The following is a 16,237-nucleotide window of genomic DNA, read 5'->3' as shown; positions in this document are numbered from 1 at the left end:
CGGGTGTCTTACAGCGCCGCGTAGACCTCGCGGAGCAGGGCAGCTGTCTCGGACGGCGTCTTGCCGACCTTGACGCCTGCGGCCTCGAGGGCCTCCTTCTTCGCCTGGGCCGTGCCGGCCGAGCCGGAGACGATGGCGCCGGCGTGGCCCATGGTCTTGCCCTCCGGAGCGGTGAAGCCTGCGACGTAGCCGACGACGGGCTTGGTCACGTTCGCCTTGATGAATTCGGCGGCACGCTCCTCGGCGTCTCCGCCGATCTCGCCGATCATGACGATCGCCTTCGTCTCAGGGTCGGCCTCGAACGCGGCGAGCGCGTCGATGTGCGTGGTGCCGATGATGGGGTCGCCCCCGATGCCGATGGCGGTCGAGAAGCCGAGGTCGCGGAGCTCGTACATCATCTGGTAGGTGAGCGTTCCGGACTTCGAGACGAGTCCGATCGGGCCCTTGCCGGTGATGTTCGCCGGGGTGATGCCGACGAGCGACTCCCCTGGCGTGATGATGCCGGGGCAGTTCGGCCCGATGATGCGAGTCTTGTTGCCCTTCTCCTGCGCGTACGCCCAGAACTCGGCAGAGTCCTGCACGGGCACGCCCTCGGTGATGATGACGAGCAGCGGGATCTCGGCGTCGATGGCCTCGATGACCGCATCCTTGGTGAACGCGGGGGGCACGAACGCGATCGACACGTCGGCGCCGGTCTTCTCGATGGCCTCTGCGACCGTTCCGAAAACGGGGAGCTCGACGTCGCCGTGGGTGACCGTCGTTCCGGCCTTGCGAGCGTTCACGCCGCCGACGACCTGGGTGCCGGCCTTCAGCATGAGGGCGGTGTGCTTGGTGCCCTCACCGCCGGTGATGCCCTGCACGATGACCTTGGAATCCTTGTTGAGGAAGATAGACATTGTTCGTCGCGCCCTTACTTCGCAGCCAGTTCGGCAGCCTTGTCGGCGCCTTCGTCCATGGTGAGAGCCAGCGTCACCAGCGGGTGAGCGGCTTCGGTGAGGATGCGGCGACCCTCGTCGACGTTGTTGCCGTCGAGACGGACGACGAGCGGCTTGTTCGCCTCGTCGCCGAGGATCTCGAGCGCCTTGACGATGCCGTTGGCGACCGCGTCGCAGGCGGTGATGCCGCCGAACACGTTCACGAACACGCTCTTGACCTGCGGGTCGTTCAGGATGACGTCCAGACCGGCGGCCATGACCGCCGCGGATGCTCCGCCTCCGATGTCGAGGAAGTTCGCGGGCTTGACGCCCTTGTGCTTCTCGCCGGCGTACGCCACGACGTCGAGGGTGCTCATGACGAGTCCAGCGCCGTTTCCGATGATGCCGACCTCTCCGTCGAGCTTCACGTAGTTGAGGTCGCTCGCCTTGGCCTTCGCCTCCAGCGGGTCGGCAGCTGCCTTGTCTTCGAGTGCCTCGTGGTTCGGGTGACGGAACCCGGCGTTCTCGTCGAGCGTGACCTTGCCGTCGAGGGCGATGATGTCGCCCTCCTCGGTGAGCACGAGCGGGTTGACCTCGACGAGCGTCGCGTCCTCACCCTTGTAGACCTCGTACAGCTTCACGAAGACGTCCGCGACCTTGCCTGCGAGCTCCTCCGGGAATCCGGCTGCCTTAGCGATCTCCGCCGCCTTGGCTGCGTCGATGCCCGCGATCGGGTCGACCTCGATGCGCGCGAGCGCCTCCGGCTTCTCGACGGCGAGCTGCTCGATCTCCATGCCGCCCTCGACGCTGGTCAGCGACAGGTAGGAGCGGTTGGCCCTGTCGAGCAGGACCGAGAAGTAGAACTCCTTGGCGATGCGGGCGCCACCGGCGACCATCACGCGACGGACGACGTGGCCCTTGATGTCGAGCCCGAGGATGGCCTTGGCCGCTTCCTCCGCCTCGTCGGGGTTCTTGGCGACCTTGACGCCGCCGGCCTTGCCACGACCACCGACCTTGACCTGCGCCTTGACGACGACCACTCCACCGAGCTTCTCCGCCGCTGCGCGCACCTCCTCCGGTGTGTCCGCGACGATGCCCGGAAGGACCGGGACACCGTACTGCTCAAACAGGTCTCTGGCCTGATACTCGTATAGATCCACGGTTATCCAATCCGCTGGTTCCGGCGCGCTCGTGGCGCTGCCGGCCGATTTCTCCTAGGCAGTTCGGCGGGAGAATAGCTCGACGCCGAGATAAATTTCGCCAGAAAGAACTCTAGCGCGTCCTGCTGAACGCCCGCGAAACGTGCTGCGAAATCCACAGGGATCGTGGATGCTCCCTCCACAGCTGAGCGGTCACTGCCCCTTCTCCACAGCTTTCGCCGCCGCCCCCACAGCCGCCTCGCGACCGACGACGGTGGATGCCATGACACACCGAATAACCACTCTCATCACATCGTTCGCCGTGGCCGGCCTGCTGTTCTTCTTCTCGGCCATCCACCTCGCCACGGGAGCGCACGCCCTCTCCGCCGTCGGCCACGGTCCCGGCTACCTCTCCGGCGACGGCTGGTGGCTCGGCACGTACGCGCTCGACGACGGGTCGCACGGCTTCTGCCTCCAGCCAGGCAAGCAGAGTCCGACCGGCCACGAGGTCGACCTCGTCGCCGGCTCGTCTCTCGACTGGTACACCCAGGAACAGGCGGCGAAGCTCGCGTTCATCTCGCGCTCGTGGGCCGGCACCGCCGACAGAGGAACGGCAGCGGCAGGCCAGCTGGCCACGTGGATGGTCGCAGGGCTCGACGGAGCGACGGCCGCGTCGTACGCGGCACGAGCGGGGGCGGATGCGGCGACCGTGCTCGGCTGGGCGCACTCGATGGTCGCCGACGCCGGAACGCTCGGCTCACGATCGGTCACAGCGTCGGCCATCGCCGAGCTCGGCGACGACGGCGATGGCCGGGTCAGGGTCGAGCTGACGGTCGACCGCCTCGGAGGAGCCGAGGTCCTTCCCCCGAGGAAGCACTGGGGAAAAGCGACGCTCGTCGGCGCGACCTTCGAGGACGGGTCGACGACGGCGGACATCCAGAACGGCGTCGACATCCCCATCGTGCCGAGCGGCGTGGACGCGAGCGTGACGGTCGCGGTGGACGCCGGCTTCGTCGGCCTCCCATACGGCGATCGGCTGACCGTCGCGATCCCGCGCGGGGATGCGCAGGCGCTTCTCGTCGCCGTGCCGGCCGACGCTGAGGCGCGGGCGGAGGCCGGGGTGACGGGCGTATCTCCCCTCCCGTTTCAACCGACGGTGTCGACCGTGACGAGCTCCGCCGTCGCAGAGCCTGGCGCGAGGATCTCCGACCACCTCACGGTCGGCGTGCGACAGGAAGACGGGCTGCTGCCCACCTGGGGCGTGTGGCTGTCGCCGGACGGACTCGCCCCTGTCCGCGCGACGATCAGAAGCCGCCTTCTCGGCCCGTTCGCAGATCCGATCGTCGAGGCGGAGGATGCGCCGACCGACGCGCCGACGGCGTGCGAGGTCGAGCTCGTAGTCGCAGGGACGGGGGCGTACGAGACGCCGGAGTGCGAGCTGACCGCCGCAGGTCACTACGTCTGGGTCGAGACGATCGCGCCTGAGGACACTCCGGCCGCGGAGGGCGGCAGCCGCTTGCGGCCGTGGCGGTCGGCCTTCGGAGTGGCGTCGGAGATCACCCGCATCGACGCGCCTGAGGTGCCGGAGAATCCCGAAGAGCCCCACGACCCAGAGGAACCGGAGAAGCCTGAGGAACCGGAGAAGCCAGCGGAACCGGAGAAGCCAGCGGAGCCGGAGAAGCCTGCAGAGCCCGAGACGCCTGCAGAGCCCGAGGTTCCCGCCGTGCCAGACGCGCCGGCACCCGAGCAGCAGAGGATCGAGCCTGCCGCTCTGCGCCAGCCGGAACTGGCCAGCACGGGCTCGGACACGACAGCGCTGATTCCGCTCGTCTCCGCCGGTGGCGCCGCACTCTCTCTCGGTACGGGGTTCTGCGGTCTCGCGCTCCGCAGCCGTGACCGCCGCGCAGCTGTGCAGGAGCGCCGCACAGCCACGGTGCTGCGATGAGCGGCGAACGGCTCCTGCTCAGTGTGGCTGCGCATCCCGGACCTTCGCAGACTGTCGCGGCAGGATGGTGCGATGCGAACCCGTCAGGCTCCGATCGGCATCACCGCGAAGGACATCGCGGCCGAGGCTGTCTATCTGGCAGGCGGTGGCAGAGCGCTGCTCCTTCAGATCGCCCACCCAGCGGTGGGGCGCGGTGTCGCAGAGCACAGCGACTTCGCCACTCGGATGATGGACAGGCTGCACGCCACCATGACCTTCGTCTATGCGTCCGTGTATGCGACGCCGGAGGAGTTCGCCGTCGTCCGCAGGTCGGTGAACCGCGCGCACTCCCCCGTCCGAGCTCAGGCGGCGGGCGACGCACCCGCGTACAACGCGTTCGATCCGGAACTCCAACTCTGGGTCGCCGCCACGCTGTACGCGACCATGATCGACCTGTACGAACGCTTCTTCGGCATGATTCGCGATGCGGACGCCGAGAGGATCTACCGGGAGTTCACCGTGCTCGGGTCCAGCCTCCAGGTGCCGCCGGATGCGTGGCCGCAGAGCAGGGCGGCGTTCGAGGAGTACTGGAGGGATCGGCTCGCGGAGCTTCGTCCGAACGCGGACACGAAGCGGGTGGCGAGACAGATCCTCTACCCGTCCGCCATCCCCTGGTGGATGCGGGCGCTGTTCCCGCAGGCCAGACTCGTCACGGTCGGACTGCTTCCTCCGGAGGTGCGCACCGGCTTCGGCCTCGCCTGGGACGACCGGCTGCAGACGCGATTCGACAGGTGGATGCGATGGGCCGTGCTCATCTATCCCCGCCTTCCCGCGCGCTTGCGGCACAGCCCGCGCGATGCGTACCTGAAGCGGCTGCGCGCCTCCATCGGCTGACCTTCCTCCCGGAACTGTCAGGAGGTGACGAGGCCGCGCGATCTCTCGACCCATCGTGCTGCCAGCACCGACAGGACTCCCACGGCGGCGCCCAGCACCGTCTCGAGCACCCTGTCGACCGCCAGTGTCGAGAGCACAACGGGGGCGGCGAGATACGAGACGGAGAGCGCCATCGGTGTGATGAACACCAGCGCCGTGCCGTAGTGCGCGCCGACGAGCACCTCGGCGAAGACCTGGCACACCACGATCACGCCGATCACGAAGAGCGGTGGAGGCGACCAGAACAGGAGCAGCACCGTCACGCCGACGCCGACGATCGTCCCGACGACGCGATGCACGGAGCGCGAGAGCGAGTGTGCGGCGCGGGCTGGCGGGATGACGGCCACCAGGCTCACCACCGCCCAGTACGCGTGCCCGAACCCGAACGCCAGCGCGATCCCGCCCGCGATGACCACCCCGACGACGTTCTGAGCGACGGACAACCAGACCCGCGCATCCCGGACGGCCGTTCGATCGACCGCGGGCGTGCGCCGCAGCTCCTTCAGGAAGACCGGGTTCGATGCTGTCCCCGCGAGCCGCCTGACCGCCCAGCCCGACATCGTCAGCAGCCAGGAGAACGCCGCGGAGACCGTTGCGAGGCCGATCCGGAGCCAGGCTTCATCCGCTGGAGTCGGCACCGCGGCGCACACCAGGAGGGCGAACACGAAGAACAGCGGTTGAGCAGGCAACAGCTGGAAGGTGGTCGCCAGCAGCGTGCCGCCTGCGACGACCACGATGAGCAGCGGCACGAGGAGCGCGAGCGGTTCGCCCAGGACGGCGACCGCGGTTCCCAGGGCGATGGCGGCCACGAGGGCCACCGCTGCCACGGAGACGCTCCTGATGCGCAACCGGTACGGCTCGTTCCTGCCGTACAGAGCGGTGAACGCACCGAAGGTCGCGTACGCGGCGAGGTCGAGGCGGCCGAGTGCCCAGAGGATCACCAGGGGAACCGCGACGGCGGTCGCGGCCCGCACGCCCACCTCGACGCTCAGCGACGTGAGCTTCGGAGGCCTCACAGCTTTTCGATGGGGGCGATCTTGATGAGCAGCTTCTTCGCCCCCACCTTCTCGAACTGCACGTGCGCGACGCGCTTTGCGCCCTCGCCGGTCACCTGCGTCACCCGGCCGTCGCCGAAATCGGTGTGCCGGATGCGGTCACCTGAGGCGAGCTCCAGGTCTCCGTTGTCGCGCACCTGCCCGGTGACCCGGTTCGGCCACTCCGCCTTCGGACGGTCCGACGGGCGACCTCCGGCTGAGAACCCGCCAGAGGTGAGGCTCTCATTCCAGCGCGATCCGCTGGAGGAACCAGAGCCGGTGCCCAGCCCCGGGCGCCTGGCATTGAGGGCGCGTGACTGGCTGCCCCCTCTGCCGTTCGCCGTGCCTGGCGACTGCCTCCAGTCGATGAGGTCGGCGGGGATCTCTTGCAGATAGCGACTCGGCATGGCGACAGCGGTCTCGCCGAACTGCGCCCTCGTCATGGCCAGCGACAGGAACAGCCGTTTCTTCGCGCGCGTGATGCCCACGTAGAAGAGGCGACGCTCCTCGGCCGGTCCCCCTGGCTCGTTCGCCGACATGCGGTGCGGAAGCAGGTCCTCCTCGATGCCGGTCAGGAAGACGGCGTCGTATTCGAGACCCTTGGCGGTGTGCAGGGTCATCAGCGAGACGGTGCCGCTGGAATCGTCGATCTCGTCGGCGGCCGCCACCAGAGAGACCTCGGTGAGGAAGTCGACCAGGCCGCCGTCCGGGTTGTTGCGGGCGAACTCCCGCGTCACCGCGACGAGCTCGTCGACGTTCTCCGCACGCGCCTCGTCCTGCGGGTCCCTGCTGTTGCGGAGCACGTCCAGGTAGCCGCTGCCGTCGAGCAGGAAGGTGAGCACATCGGAGACGGACGAGACGCCTGCCGGATTCGCCGGGTCGATCTTCGCCGCCGCGTCGTCGAGCAGCGCGGCGAGCTGCAGGATGGCCGCGGTGACCTTCGGCCCGAGTCCGAGCGAGCCTGCGTCGCGCATGGCCTGGCGGAAGTTGATCCCGTTGTCGTCCGCATAGCTCGCCAGCTGCGTCTCGGTCGCCGGGCCGATCCCGCGCTTCGGGGTGTTCAGGATGCGGCGGAGGGCCAGGGTGTCGTCCGGATTCGCCACGGCGATCAGGTACGCCATCGAATCCTTGATCTCTGCCCGCTCGTAGAACTTGGTGCCGCCCATGATGCGGTACGGCAGGGCGGACCGGATGAAGATCTCCTCCAGCGCACGCGTCTGGGCATTCGTGCGGTAGAACACGGCGATGTCTTTGTAGTCCATGCCGGCGCTGTGCAGCTTCTCGATCTCGTCCGCAACGAACTGCGCCTCGTCGTGTCCCGAGTATCCGGTGAAGCCGATGATCTTGTCACCGTCTCCGACCGCCGTCCACAGCTTCTTGTCCTTGCGGTCGAAGTTGTTCGCGATCACCGCGTTCGCCGCGCTCAGGATGTTCTGCGTCGACCGGTAGTTCTGCTCGAGCAGCACCACCTTCGCTCCGGGGAAGTCGCGCTCGAACTCGACGATGTTCCGGATGTCCGCGCCGCGGAACGCGTAGATCGACTGGTCGGAGTCGCCCACCACCGTCAGCGACGCCCCAGGGATCACCCCAAGCGCATCCCGCATCGACTCGACGTGGTGGCCCTGGGCTTCGAGCTCGTCGGCGATGGCGGGGGCGATCGGCATGGTCAGCTCGCGGATGAGCGAGTACTGCGCGTGGTTCGTGTCCTGGTACTCGTCCACCAGGATGTGGCGGAACCGCCGCTGATACAGCGCGGCGACCTTCGGGAACGCCCGGAACAGGAAGACCGTCTCCGCGATCAGGTCGTCGAAGTCGAACGCGTTGGCCGTGCGGAGCGCACGGGTGTACTGCCGGAAGATCTCGAGGAACATCACCTCCTGCGGGTCGCTCAGGTTGGCGGACCGGGCGAAGGCCTCGATGTCGGTGAGCTCGTTCTTGAGCTTGGAGATGCGCCCGGATGCCCCGGCCACCGTGAACCCGAGGGTGTCGGCGTCGAGGCCCTTGATGATGCGCTTCAGCAGAGCGCGGGTGTCTCCGGAGTCGTAGATCGTGAAGCTCTGCGTCTTGCCGATCGTCTCGGCCTCGCGACGCAGGATGCGGACGCAGGCGGAGTGGAACGTGGAGATCCACATCCCCTGTGCCTTGCCGCCCAGGAGCACCTCGACGCGCTCGCGCATCTCGGCTGCCGCCTTGTTGGTGAACGTGATGGCGAGGATCTGGCTCGGCCACGCCTCGCGGGTCTCGATCAGTCCGGCGATGCGGCGGGTGAGCACGCTCGTCTTGCCAGACCCTGCGCCCGCAACGATGAGCAGGGCGGCGCCACGATACTCTGCCGCTTCGCGCTGCTGGGGGTTCAGGCCGGCGAACAGGCGGTCGTTCACGGAGTCCCCGCCGTCGCCGGGGCGCCCGTGACCGGATCGGCCGTCGAGGATGATCGGGGTGGCGGAGGGAGAGGCGTCGGGGAGGCTCGTCATGTCTCCAACGATTTTAGCCTTCACCACCGTCATCCCGCCCGAGAGCTGTCAGGAGGTCGCGCGCGGTCAGCGTTCGTCGCGGACGGCTACCGCCAGATCGGGGTGGTCGGCGAAGACCCCGTCGACGCCGGAGTGCAGCAGGATCGAGTAGAGCCGCCGCCAGTCCCCCCACTCGTCGTCCCGACCGTGGCCGCGGAAATCCGTGGGCATCAGCGCGTTCTCCGGCCGAAGAGTCCAGCAGTACACGCCGAGCCCTGCCGAGTGCGCCGTGTCGACGAGGTCGGAGGTCACCGCGCCGATGTCGATGCCGGACGGGTCGTCCTCGAACAACGAGACGGAGACCGATCCGGACGCGAGCACCTGCGACACTTCGACGCTGATCCCGTCGACGCGATCGGGGGCACCCGCGGCGCCGAGCGCGTACAGACCGCGCGCGGTGAGGTCGTCCGCATACCCTGGCGCGGACGAGCCGAGGGAGGCCGCTCTGTCGGCTGGAACGCCGGTGTCCTCCAGCAGATACACGCAGCGCCCACGGAACCCGTGTCTGCGCACCTGTCCGAGCACGGTCTTCTCGAAGCTCTCCACGATCAGCTCCGGGTTGTCGCCCCAGCCGGTCTCGGCCAGCTCCGCCGTGAAGAGCTCGGCAAGCGGAAGGCCGATGGAGTCGAAGTACGTCGCGTGTTTGATCTCCGCCACGACGCCCAGCAGCCGGGCTGCGTCCTCCGACGCCCTGTCGACGAGCTCCAGCAGATCGCGCAGACGCAGCACCGGATAGCGACCGTCGAAGGTGGAGCTCGCCTGCCTGATCTCCGGCAGGCGCTCGGTGGCCCTCAGGGTCGAGAGCTCCTCCCAGGTGAAGTCCTCCGTGAACCAGCCGGTCAGCTTCGCCCCGTCGACCTCCTTGGTCGTGCGCCTCCCTGCGAACTCCGCCCGCGTCGCGACGTCTGTCGTGCCCGAGATCTCGTTCTCGTGACGGAGCACGAGAACACCGTCCTTCGTCGCCACGATGTCAGGCTCGACCGCGTCCGCCCCCAGGGTGAACGCGAGTTCGTACGCGGCCGCGGTGTGCTCGGGACGGTATCCCGAAGCTCCCCGATGACCGATCACCAAGGGTGCTGTCCGCGCTCGCATGGTGAGATCCTAGCCCGCGCCTTGGGGGTTCTCAGGCGCGCATCCGGGTGACAGAATCAAGCGGTGTCCGCAGCGGAATCGCCCTCTCCGAGCCGCTGGCGCGAGCCGGCCGGCCTGCTGGACCTGCACTGGGGCGCATACCGCCAACGACTCGTCATCGGGCTCGGGATGCTGGTGGCAGGCACCGGCTTCATCCTGATGACCAGCGCGTACACCCTCCCGTTCCTCCTGGTCGGCTCCCTGCTGCAGCCCGCGGGCTGGGCCGTCCTACCGTCGACGATCGGGCGCAGGGTGGCCGTCGCCGTCCCCGTGCTCGGCTTCACCTGGCTCATGCTCGGCGGCGCAGGCTTCGCCTGGTGTTTCACGGTGCCCCTCGCTGCCTGGCTCCTGATCCGGCTGCGTCCGCTGCTGAGCTACATCGTGCTGCTGCTGCCGATAGCGTCCAGCATCGTGCTCGCCAGGACCATCCACGACTACTCCCAGGGGTGGGTGTCGATCGCGGTGAGCACAGTGGTCATCGTCGCGGCCGCCTGGCTGGCACGCTGGGTCGCAGAAGCAGTTGATTCAAGGCAATCTGTCAGAACTCTCAGACGATAAATCGGTAGGTTTGAGTGCACCGATCCGGCTCGTCCGGACCCAATATGCGATCAGAGGAATCATGGCTACCTCCAACCCGGCATTCTCACAGAGCCCGGCCTTCCAGAACAGGTCGACGGCGGCTGCGACGCTCAGCGCCGAGAACCTCCAGGAGATGTACAACTCACCGTCCGCCGGCGCGGTCGAGACCGACCGCATGACCGTCGAGGACACGATCGTCAAGACCGCGGTCAGCTTCGGCGTCCTGCTGCTCGGCGCAGTCATCGGCTGGGTCGTCCCCGTCCTGTGGATCCCCGCGATGATCGTGGGCCTCGTCCTGGCCTTCGTCAACATCTTCAAGAACCGCAAGAAGCCGTCCCCTGCGCTCACCCTGGCGTACGCCGGGGCACAGGGCATCTTCATCGGCGGCATCTCGCTCTTCTACGAGACCGAGTGGAGCGGCGTGGTCCTCCAGGCCGTCATCGGCACCATCGTCGTGGTCGGCATCACCCTCGCCCTCTTCGCGAGCGGCAAGATCCGCGCATCCGCGAAGGCCACCAAAGTGTTCCTCATCGCGATGATCGGCTACGTGGTGTTCTCGTTCATCAACATCATCTTGATGCTGACCGGCGTCAACAAGGACCCCTGGGGCGTCCTCGGCACGCAGATCTTCGGCATCCCGCTCGGCATCGTCATCGGCGTCCTCGTCGTCATCATGTGCGCGTACTCGCTCGTGCTCGACTTCGACGCCATCCAGCAGGGCGTGAAGAACCGCGCACCGCGCGTCTTCGGCTGGGCAGGCGCTTTCGGCATCATGGTCACCGTCATCTGGCTCTACCTCGAGCTGCTCCGCATCTTCGCGCTCTCGCGCAACTAGCGGACCACGCACGCCGAAAGGGCGGGCAGGGAGCCGATGCTCCCTGCCCGCCCTTTCGTCTGACCGTCGTGCGCGAAGCAACGCCAGCGACCGTAGCGCCTCCAGCCCCGAACGGTCCACGAGGAAGCACGGCGTAGTTCTACGCGTTCCGGGACCAGGGTGCCACTGTCAAGGTCAGAGAGGCCCAGCCGAGCGCCTGCGGCACGGCATGACGCGAAGCGCACGGCCCGCCGCCGGCGTCTCCCTCGTCCGAGTTGCATGGCATACGCAGGGGCACGCTCGGCTCCTGCCGGAGCGCTATGACATCGGCAGTTCGAGAGCTATTTGCCGATCGCCGCACAGTCGAGCGTGCCGTAACTCGTGACGATCGGATTCACCATCGGAGTCACCGTCGCGTTGAGCTTCTTGGTCTTCGTCTCGCCGGCGTCGAACAGCACGTCGAGCGTCATCGTCTGGCCGGGGCCCATCTGCTGCACGCCCTGGGCGACCGCGTAGTCGCCGTCCGAGCCGATCATCGGGGCGGCGGACGGTTGGGCGTCGATCGCAGTGCCGAGCACCTTGTAGCCCTTGGGCGCGTACACACTGGTGCCGACCTGCACATAGCCCTGCGCGACCAGCACGCCGTTGCCCATTACGTACGGCGGCAGGATGTCGGCAGCGTTCGCGGGAGCCGTGCTGTTCAAAGCGACGCGGGTGAACACGTACCGGTGCTTGTCGGAGCACACTGCCTGCGAGACTTCCACCTTGGCCTTGAGGAAGTAGTCCATCTTGGACGGCGTCTGATCCATGAAGTACACGCCGAGCTTGTCGGTGTCCGCAGTGCTTACCGGTGGCTCCGAGTAGAACGGCGTCTGCTTGATCAGGTCCTGCTCCGCTTTGTTTCCCGTCCACATCTTGACTCGACCCTGCTCTGCCGACTGGAGAAGCGTGGTGATCAGGGTCTTCGGGTTGGCGCCACCGCCGAGGATCTTGGAGAACGCACCGACGGAGATGGTCTGGTTGATCCTGTCGACCGTCGCAGGGTCCGGGTACATCGTGTAGATGTCGATGAGCAGGATGCGGACCGCGTTCTCGGAATTGATCTGGAGCCCGGGAAGGACGTCGATCGGTCCGGTGGCCTTCAGGAGGTTGGCGAGCGTGACCGTGTCCATGGCGATGACGCCGTCGATGTCGTCGCCCTTGGCGGACTTCCACATCGTCTTCGCCACCTCGTAGGTGAGCGAGAAACGCGGGGTGATGGTGAGGTCCTGGACCTGACGGCCGAGCCCGTACGGGTACAGCTTCTTCACGTCCTCGGGGATAGGTACGACATAGTCACTGAAGGCGGGGAAATCCCGCCCAGAGGCCGAAGACTGCTTGACGAGACTGATCTTGCCCTTGTCGAGCTGGAGCAGAGCCATCGAGCCGGTCGTTCCGCCGTTCGGGAGCAGCTCTCCGCTGTTCTCGAACACGACCAGATAATTGCGAACACCCTTGTCGCCGAGCGCGCTAGGAAGCACGTGCAGCGCCTCCTTCGCCTGATTCATCTGCGTCGAGACTTTGCCGAGCATGGTGGAGAGCTGGGTCGTCGCCGAACTAACAGGCCCGATGGTCACAGACACATCGATCGCGGCGACCTGAGCGTGAGCCTTGTCGAGAGCGGCGGCCGCGCGATCGACCGTCGGCGTCGCCTTAACGAGGGGGGCGAGGTTGAGTCCCCCGTCTACCGGCTTCAGGTTCTCGATGGACACCGAGTCGAGCACTCCGACCAGGGGGCTGATCGTCTGTGTGACGACATCATCGGTCGAGGAGGCCAATGTTCGCACCGCTGTCAGATTGGGGCCGACGAACGGGATGACCTCTGCGGCGCGCCACACAACGTCACTTGTGTCGCTCCGCGCCGAGCCCACCTTCGGCTCCAGCTTTGCCAGCGTCGCCTTCGCCCCGGTCACGTCTTGAGCTACGACCTGCGACTTGAGGGTGTTCACGAGCGGCATGGCTTCTTCGAGCGAGGACTTGGCGGCAAGCGCACGAAGGCCGATCCAGAGTCCGCAGAGGACAATGACGGCGATGAGCACGCCTGCCCCTAAGTACCACCGGAAATGGCGGGATCGCGTCTTCCGGGCGTGCGAAATCGCCACGCGCGTAGGGCGGGATTCGGGCATTGAACCATTAGAGCAGACGACTGTCTGCCGTATCTGCAAATCCGCTCGGGGAAAGCCCTCAGAATGCCTGCGTCGAACACGCTCACGCGCTATTTGATCCCGACCAGGGCTGCACGTGGCCGAAGCACTGGGAGTCGTCTGATAATTTGTCATCGAGGGGCCGTGCACACACGCCCGCTTGTCCCGAGTGCATTCCGCGCCGGGCACTGTTGCATCCGAACCGGGGATCATGAGTTCACACAACAAGCGCGCCGTTATCGTCGGGCAGGGCTACGTCGGCCTACCTGTCGCCATGCGAGCCGTCGACGCGGGTTACCACGTCGTCGGCCTCGATGTCGATGACCGTCGAATCGCAGGCCTCCAGCGCGGTGAGTCATACGTCGACGACATCCCGTCGAGTGTGCTCTCGGCTGCCCTCGCGTCCGGCCAGTACAAGCCAAGCAAGGACTACGACGACGCCGTCGGATTCGACGTCGCCGTGATTACCGTTCCGACGCCGCTCAGCGAGGGCATTCCGGACCTCAGCTTCATCGAGGACTCGGCCCGTGCCCTCTCCACTCGGCTATCGGTCGGCGCGACCGTCATTCTCGAGTCCACGACATACCCGGGCACCACCCAAGAACTGCTCGTCCCCCTCCTGGAGGAGGGCTCTGGTCTCACAGCGGGCACGGACTTCTTCGTGGGCTACAGCCCTGAACGAATCGACCCCGGTAACAAGACGTGGGGCTTCGCAAACACCCCTAAGGTCGTTTCCGGCATCGACCCCGCGTCTCTCGAGCGTGTCAAGGGCTTCTACGACGACCTCGTCGAGACGACTGTCCCAGTGAGCGGAACCAAGGAGGCGGAGCTGACTAAACTCCTCGAGAACACGTTCCGGCATGTCAACATCGCGCTCGTCAATGAGCTGGCTATCTTCGGCCACCAGCTCGGCGTCGACGTCTGGGAGTCGATCGAGGCAGCATCCTCCAAGCCCTTCGGCTTCATGAAATTCACTCCCGGCCCTGGCGTGGGCGGCCACTGCCTCCCCGTCGATCCGAGCTACCTGTCGTGGCAGGTTCGGCGCAAGCTCGGTCAGTCATTCCGGTTCGTCGAGTTGGCGAACGACATCAACGACCACATGCCCGACTATGTCGCGCAACGGCTCATGGTTCTGCTCAATCGCGCAGGAAAAGCGCTGAACGGCGCGCGGGTTGTGCTTGTTGGTCTTTCGTACAAGCGGAACACCGGCGACATCCGCGAGTCCCCGTCGCTCAGGCTCATCGACGTACTCCGAGAACTTGGCGCAGAGATCGTCGGCATCGACGATCGCGTCGAGGACCATCGGTGGCCGGCTGACGTCACACGCGCGTCGTACTCAGCGGAGACGCTCGGCAGCGCCGACGCCGTGGTTCTCCTTACGGATCATGAAGAGTTCGACCTCGCGCTGCTTTCCGAGACCTCCGCACCCGTCCTCGATACCAAGAATCGTGCGACCGGTCCCACCGTCGAGCGACTCTGAGTCGCACAACCCGAGGACGGGATCGCACCCAAGGTTCGAGCCCCGAGCCGATTCTCGACGACCTTAGTGTAGGTTTGTCGCGCTCATCCCCGAAGGAACCCGTACATGTCTGACACTCGACTGCACCGCGATCCCTGGACGCTCGCTACAGTCGTGTGGACTGCTGTGGCCCTGGTCTACGTCACGCTGATCCCCGTCGGCAATAACGTGATCCTGTACCCGCTTCTTCTGTCTTTCGCTGTACTGGCCGCCGTCAACATCGTAAGGCGCCGGATCCGGCCCGATCGCGCCCTCATCCTTCCCGCAGCGATCTGGGCTGTTTTCCTCCTGCTCGGCATCGTCACCGCGATCGCTCGTGACGCCGAGTCCTGGGAGCGCACGCTGGTTTTCTTCCTCGTCTGGCCTGCCGTTTTCAGCGTGGTCGTCGTCGGATTCGACCGCAGGGTCGTCCGCACTATCTTCCTGGTCGGCGCCTACGTGAGTGTGCTGATCGGCGTCCTGTTGTTCTTCCAGGCCCTTGCACAGGGCGGCATCCTCCCCTTCCGGCGCTTCCCGGCATGGCTCGCTGGTCCTCTTCGCATGGCAGGCGACAGCGACAGCGGAATGGTCTCTCTTACTGCAGCCCCAATGCCGCCTCTCCTCTGGTGGGGTGGAATCTGGATCGCAGCAATGTTCTGCGACCCACGAGACCAGTATCTGCCGCCCATGTGGCTGAGGATGCTCGCAGGTTCACTCGTGATCACTGGCGCGTTCGCGTCGTGGAGACGCGGCATCGTGATCGTTCTCGTGGTCGCTCCGATTCTGGCCGTGATCGCGCTCGTCGCGTTGAAAGTGCGGAATGTCAAGAGGCAGAACGGTCCGCGTCTCTCGGTCTGGAGTTTCGTCCGGTTAGCGATCGTAGCGGCGTTCGTCGTCGTGCTCACCCTCGTCGCGCAACCGCACCTGTTCTCGATGTTCACGTCCGCAGTCCGGTCGTCGAGCACGGTCGTCGAAGGGCCGGCCCCCAGCCCCAGCCCTCCAGCGCAGAACATCAACGATCCTGGCCCGCTGACTGTCAACCAGGACAATACCCTCAGCGACGAGATCAGGAAGAACGAGAGCCACAGCCTCCTGTCTCCGCGGTCCCCGGCGGACTGGATCGTCGGACGCGGTTTCGGCGCCACGATCGACAGAGGGGCATTCGAGCGACAGATCCGTCCGTGGCAGACCGAACTCCAGTACCACGCGATCTTCTACTGGACAGGCATTCTCGGGGTGATGCTCGTGATCGCAGTCGCGGTGACGGCGCTGCTCGCAGTGCGCAAGGCGTTCCGTGTCGAGGACGGTCTTCGTGGATCCCTCTACGTTGCGTCAGTGGGTGCCCTGTGCGTGCTCATGGCGAACGCGACCAACCCATACCTGCAGGCCCCCGGCCACATGTGGCCGGTGTTTCTTCCGCTCATGATCACGTCGGCGATCCTCGTCGACGAGCGGCGCAGAACCACGCGGCAGGTGGACGGAGAAGTCGTTGGAGATACGGCGATGGCCGTCGCCTCCAACCCTGCGCCAACGAACGATCGGCACTGACTCCGTGGCATCTCGACGAGGGCGCGG

12 protein-coding genes are annotated in these 16,237 nt (G+C 66.4%); 6 read left to right on the top strand and 6 right to left on the bottom strand.

Translation table 11 applies throughout. From position 1 onward, the window contains the following. Nucleotides 1–8: 8 nt before the first annotated feature. Together sucD and sucC are read right to left on the bottom strand one after the other, a co-directional pair. Nucleotides 9–896 (bottom strand): succinate--CoA ligase subunit alpha, encoded by an 888-nt coding sequence (sucD, locus tag ACIRCZ_RS16805; RefSeq protein WP_402854981.1) that lies wholly within the window; start codon nt 894–896, stop codon nt 9–11. A gap of 14 nt (nt 897–910) precedes the next feature. Continuing rightward, the gene (gene sucC, locus ACIRCZ_RS16800; protein ID WP_055894928.1) at nt 911–2,074 is read right to left on the bottom strand and encodes an ADP-forming succinate--CoA ligase subunit beta; all 1,164 of its coding nucleotides are present in this window, start codon (nt 2,072–2,074) and stop codon (nt 911–913) included. A 262-nt stretch (nt 2,075–2,336) separates the two neighbouring features. On the opposite strand from sucC, the gene ACIRCZ_RS16795 reads away from it, so the two are divergent. Then, nucleotides 2,337–3,998, top strand: coding sequence for a hypothetical protein (locus ACIRCZ_RS16795; RefSeq protein ID WP_402854979.1), 1,662 nt, complete (start codon nt 2,337–2,339; stop codon nt 3,996–3,998). 72 nt (nt 3,999–4,070) lie between these two features. Next, nucleotides 4,071–4,871, top strand: a complete 801-nt coding sequence (locus tag ACIRCZ_RS16790; protein WP_402854977.1) for an oxygenase MpaB family protein — start codon at nt 4,071–4,073, stop codon at nt 4,869–4,871. 17 nt (nt 4,872–4,888) lie between these two features. Here the strand turns inward: ACIRCZ_RS16790 and ACIRCZ_RS16785 are convergent, their stop codons facing one another. The 3 genes from ACIRCZ_RS16785 to ACIRCZ_RS16775 all read right to left on the bottom strand — a co-directional run bounded on the left by ACIRCZ_RS16785 (nt 4,889) and on the right by ACIRCZ_RS16775 (nt 9,549). Continuing rightward, entirely contained in the window at nt 4,889–5,926 is a 1,038-nt protein-coding gene (locus ACIRCZ_RS16785; RefSeq protein WP_055894923.1) for an FUSC family protein, read from the bottom strand. Further along, nucleotides 5,923–8,418 (bottom strand): ATP-dependent helicase, encoded by a 2,496-nt coding sequence (locus tag ACIRCZ_RS16780; RefSeq protein WP_402854974.1) that lies wholly within the window; start codon nt 8,416–8,418, stop codon nt 5,923–5,925. Before ACIRCZ_RS16780 ends, ACIRCZ_RS16785 begins: the two co-directional genes overlap by 4 nt. 66 nt (nt 8,419–8,484) lie before the next feature. After that, entirely contained in the window at nt 8,485–9,549 is a 1,065-nt protein-coding gene (locus ACIRCZ_RS16775) for a glycerophosphodiester phosphodiesterase family protein (RefSeq protein WP_402854972.1), read from the bottom strand. Between the two features lie 63 nt (nt 9,550–9,612). On the opposite strand from ACIRCZ_RS16775, the gene ACIRCZ_RS16770 reads away from it, so the two are divergent. Next, a complete protein-coding gene (locus tag ACIRCZ_RS16770) occupies nt 9,613–10,146 on the top strand; it encodes a hypothetical protein (protein ID WP_055894915.1) in 534 nt (177 codons plus the stop codon). 61 nt (nt 10,147–10,207) lie between these two features. Beyond that, nucleotides 10,208–11,002 carry a Bax inhibitor-1/YccA family protein gene (locus ACIRCZ_RS16765; RefSeq protein WP_402854971.1) on the top strand — a complete coding sequence of 265 codons (795 nt, stop codon included), beginning with the start codon at nt 10,208–10,210 and terminating at the stop codon, nt 11,000–11,002. 320 nt (nt 11,003–11,322) lie between these two features. Here the strand turns inward: ACIRCZ_RS16765 and ACIRCZ_RS16760 are convergent, their stop codons facing one another. Beyond that, nucleotides 11,323–13,059 carry a DUF4012 domain-containing protein gene (locus ACIRCZ_RS16760; protein ID WP_402854969.1) on the bottom strand — a complete coding sequence of 579 codons (1,737 nt, stop codon included), beginning with the start codon at nt 13,057–13,059 and terminating at the stop codon, nt 11,323–11,325. 316 nt (nt 13,060–13,375) lie between these two features. Here ACIRCZ_RS16760 and ACIRCZ_RS16755 point away from each other — a divergent pair, with 316 nt between their 5' ends. Further along, entirely contained in the window at nt 13,376–14,644 is a 1,269-nt protein-coding gene (locus ACIRCZ_RS16755) for a nucleotide sugar dehydrogenase (protein ID WP_402854967.1), read from the top strand. A 105-nt stretch (nt 14,645–14,749) separates the two neighbouring features. Continuing rightward, a complete protein-coding gene (locus tag ACIRCZ_RS16750; RefSeq protein WP_402854965.1) occupies nt 14,750–16,210 on the top strand; it encodes a hypothetical protein in 1,461 nt (486 codons plus the stop codon). Nucleotides 16,211–16,237 lie beyond the last annotated feature (27 nt).

Origin of the sequence: Leifsonia sp. NPDC102414, from assembly GCF_044765685.1 — a bacterium.
In the GTDB taxonomy this organism is placed as follows: domain Bacteria; phylum Actinomycetota; class Actinomycetes; order Actinomycetales; family Microbacteriaceae; genus Leifsonia.
This window is presented reverse-complemented; position numbering and strand designations above follow the sequence as displayed.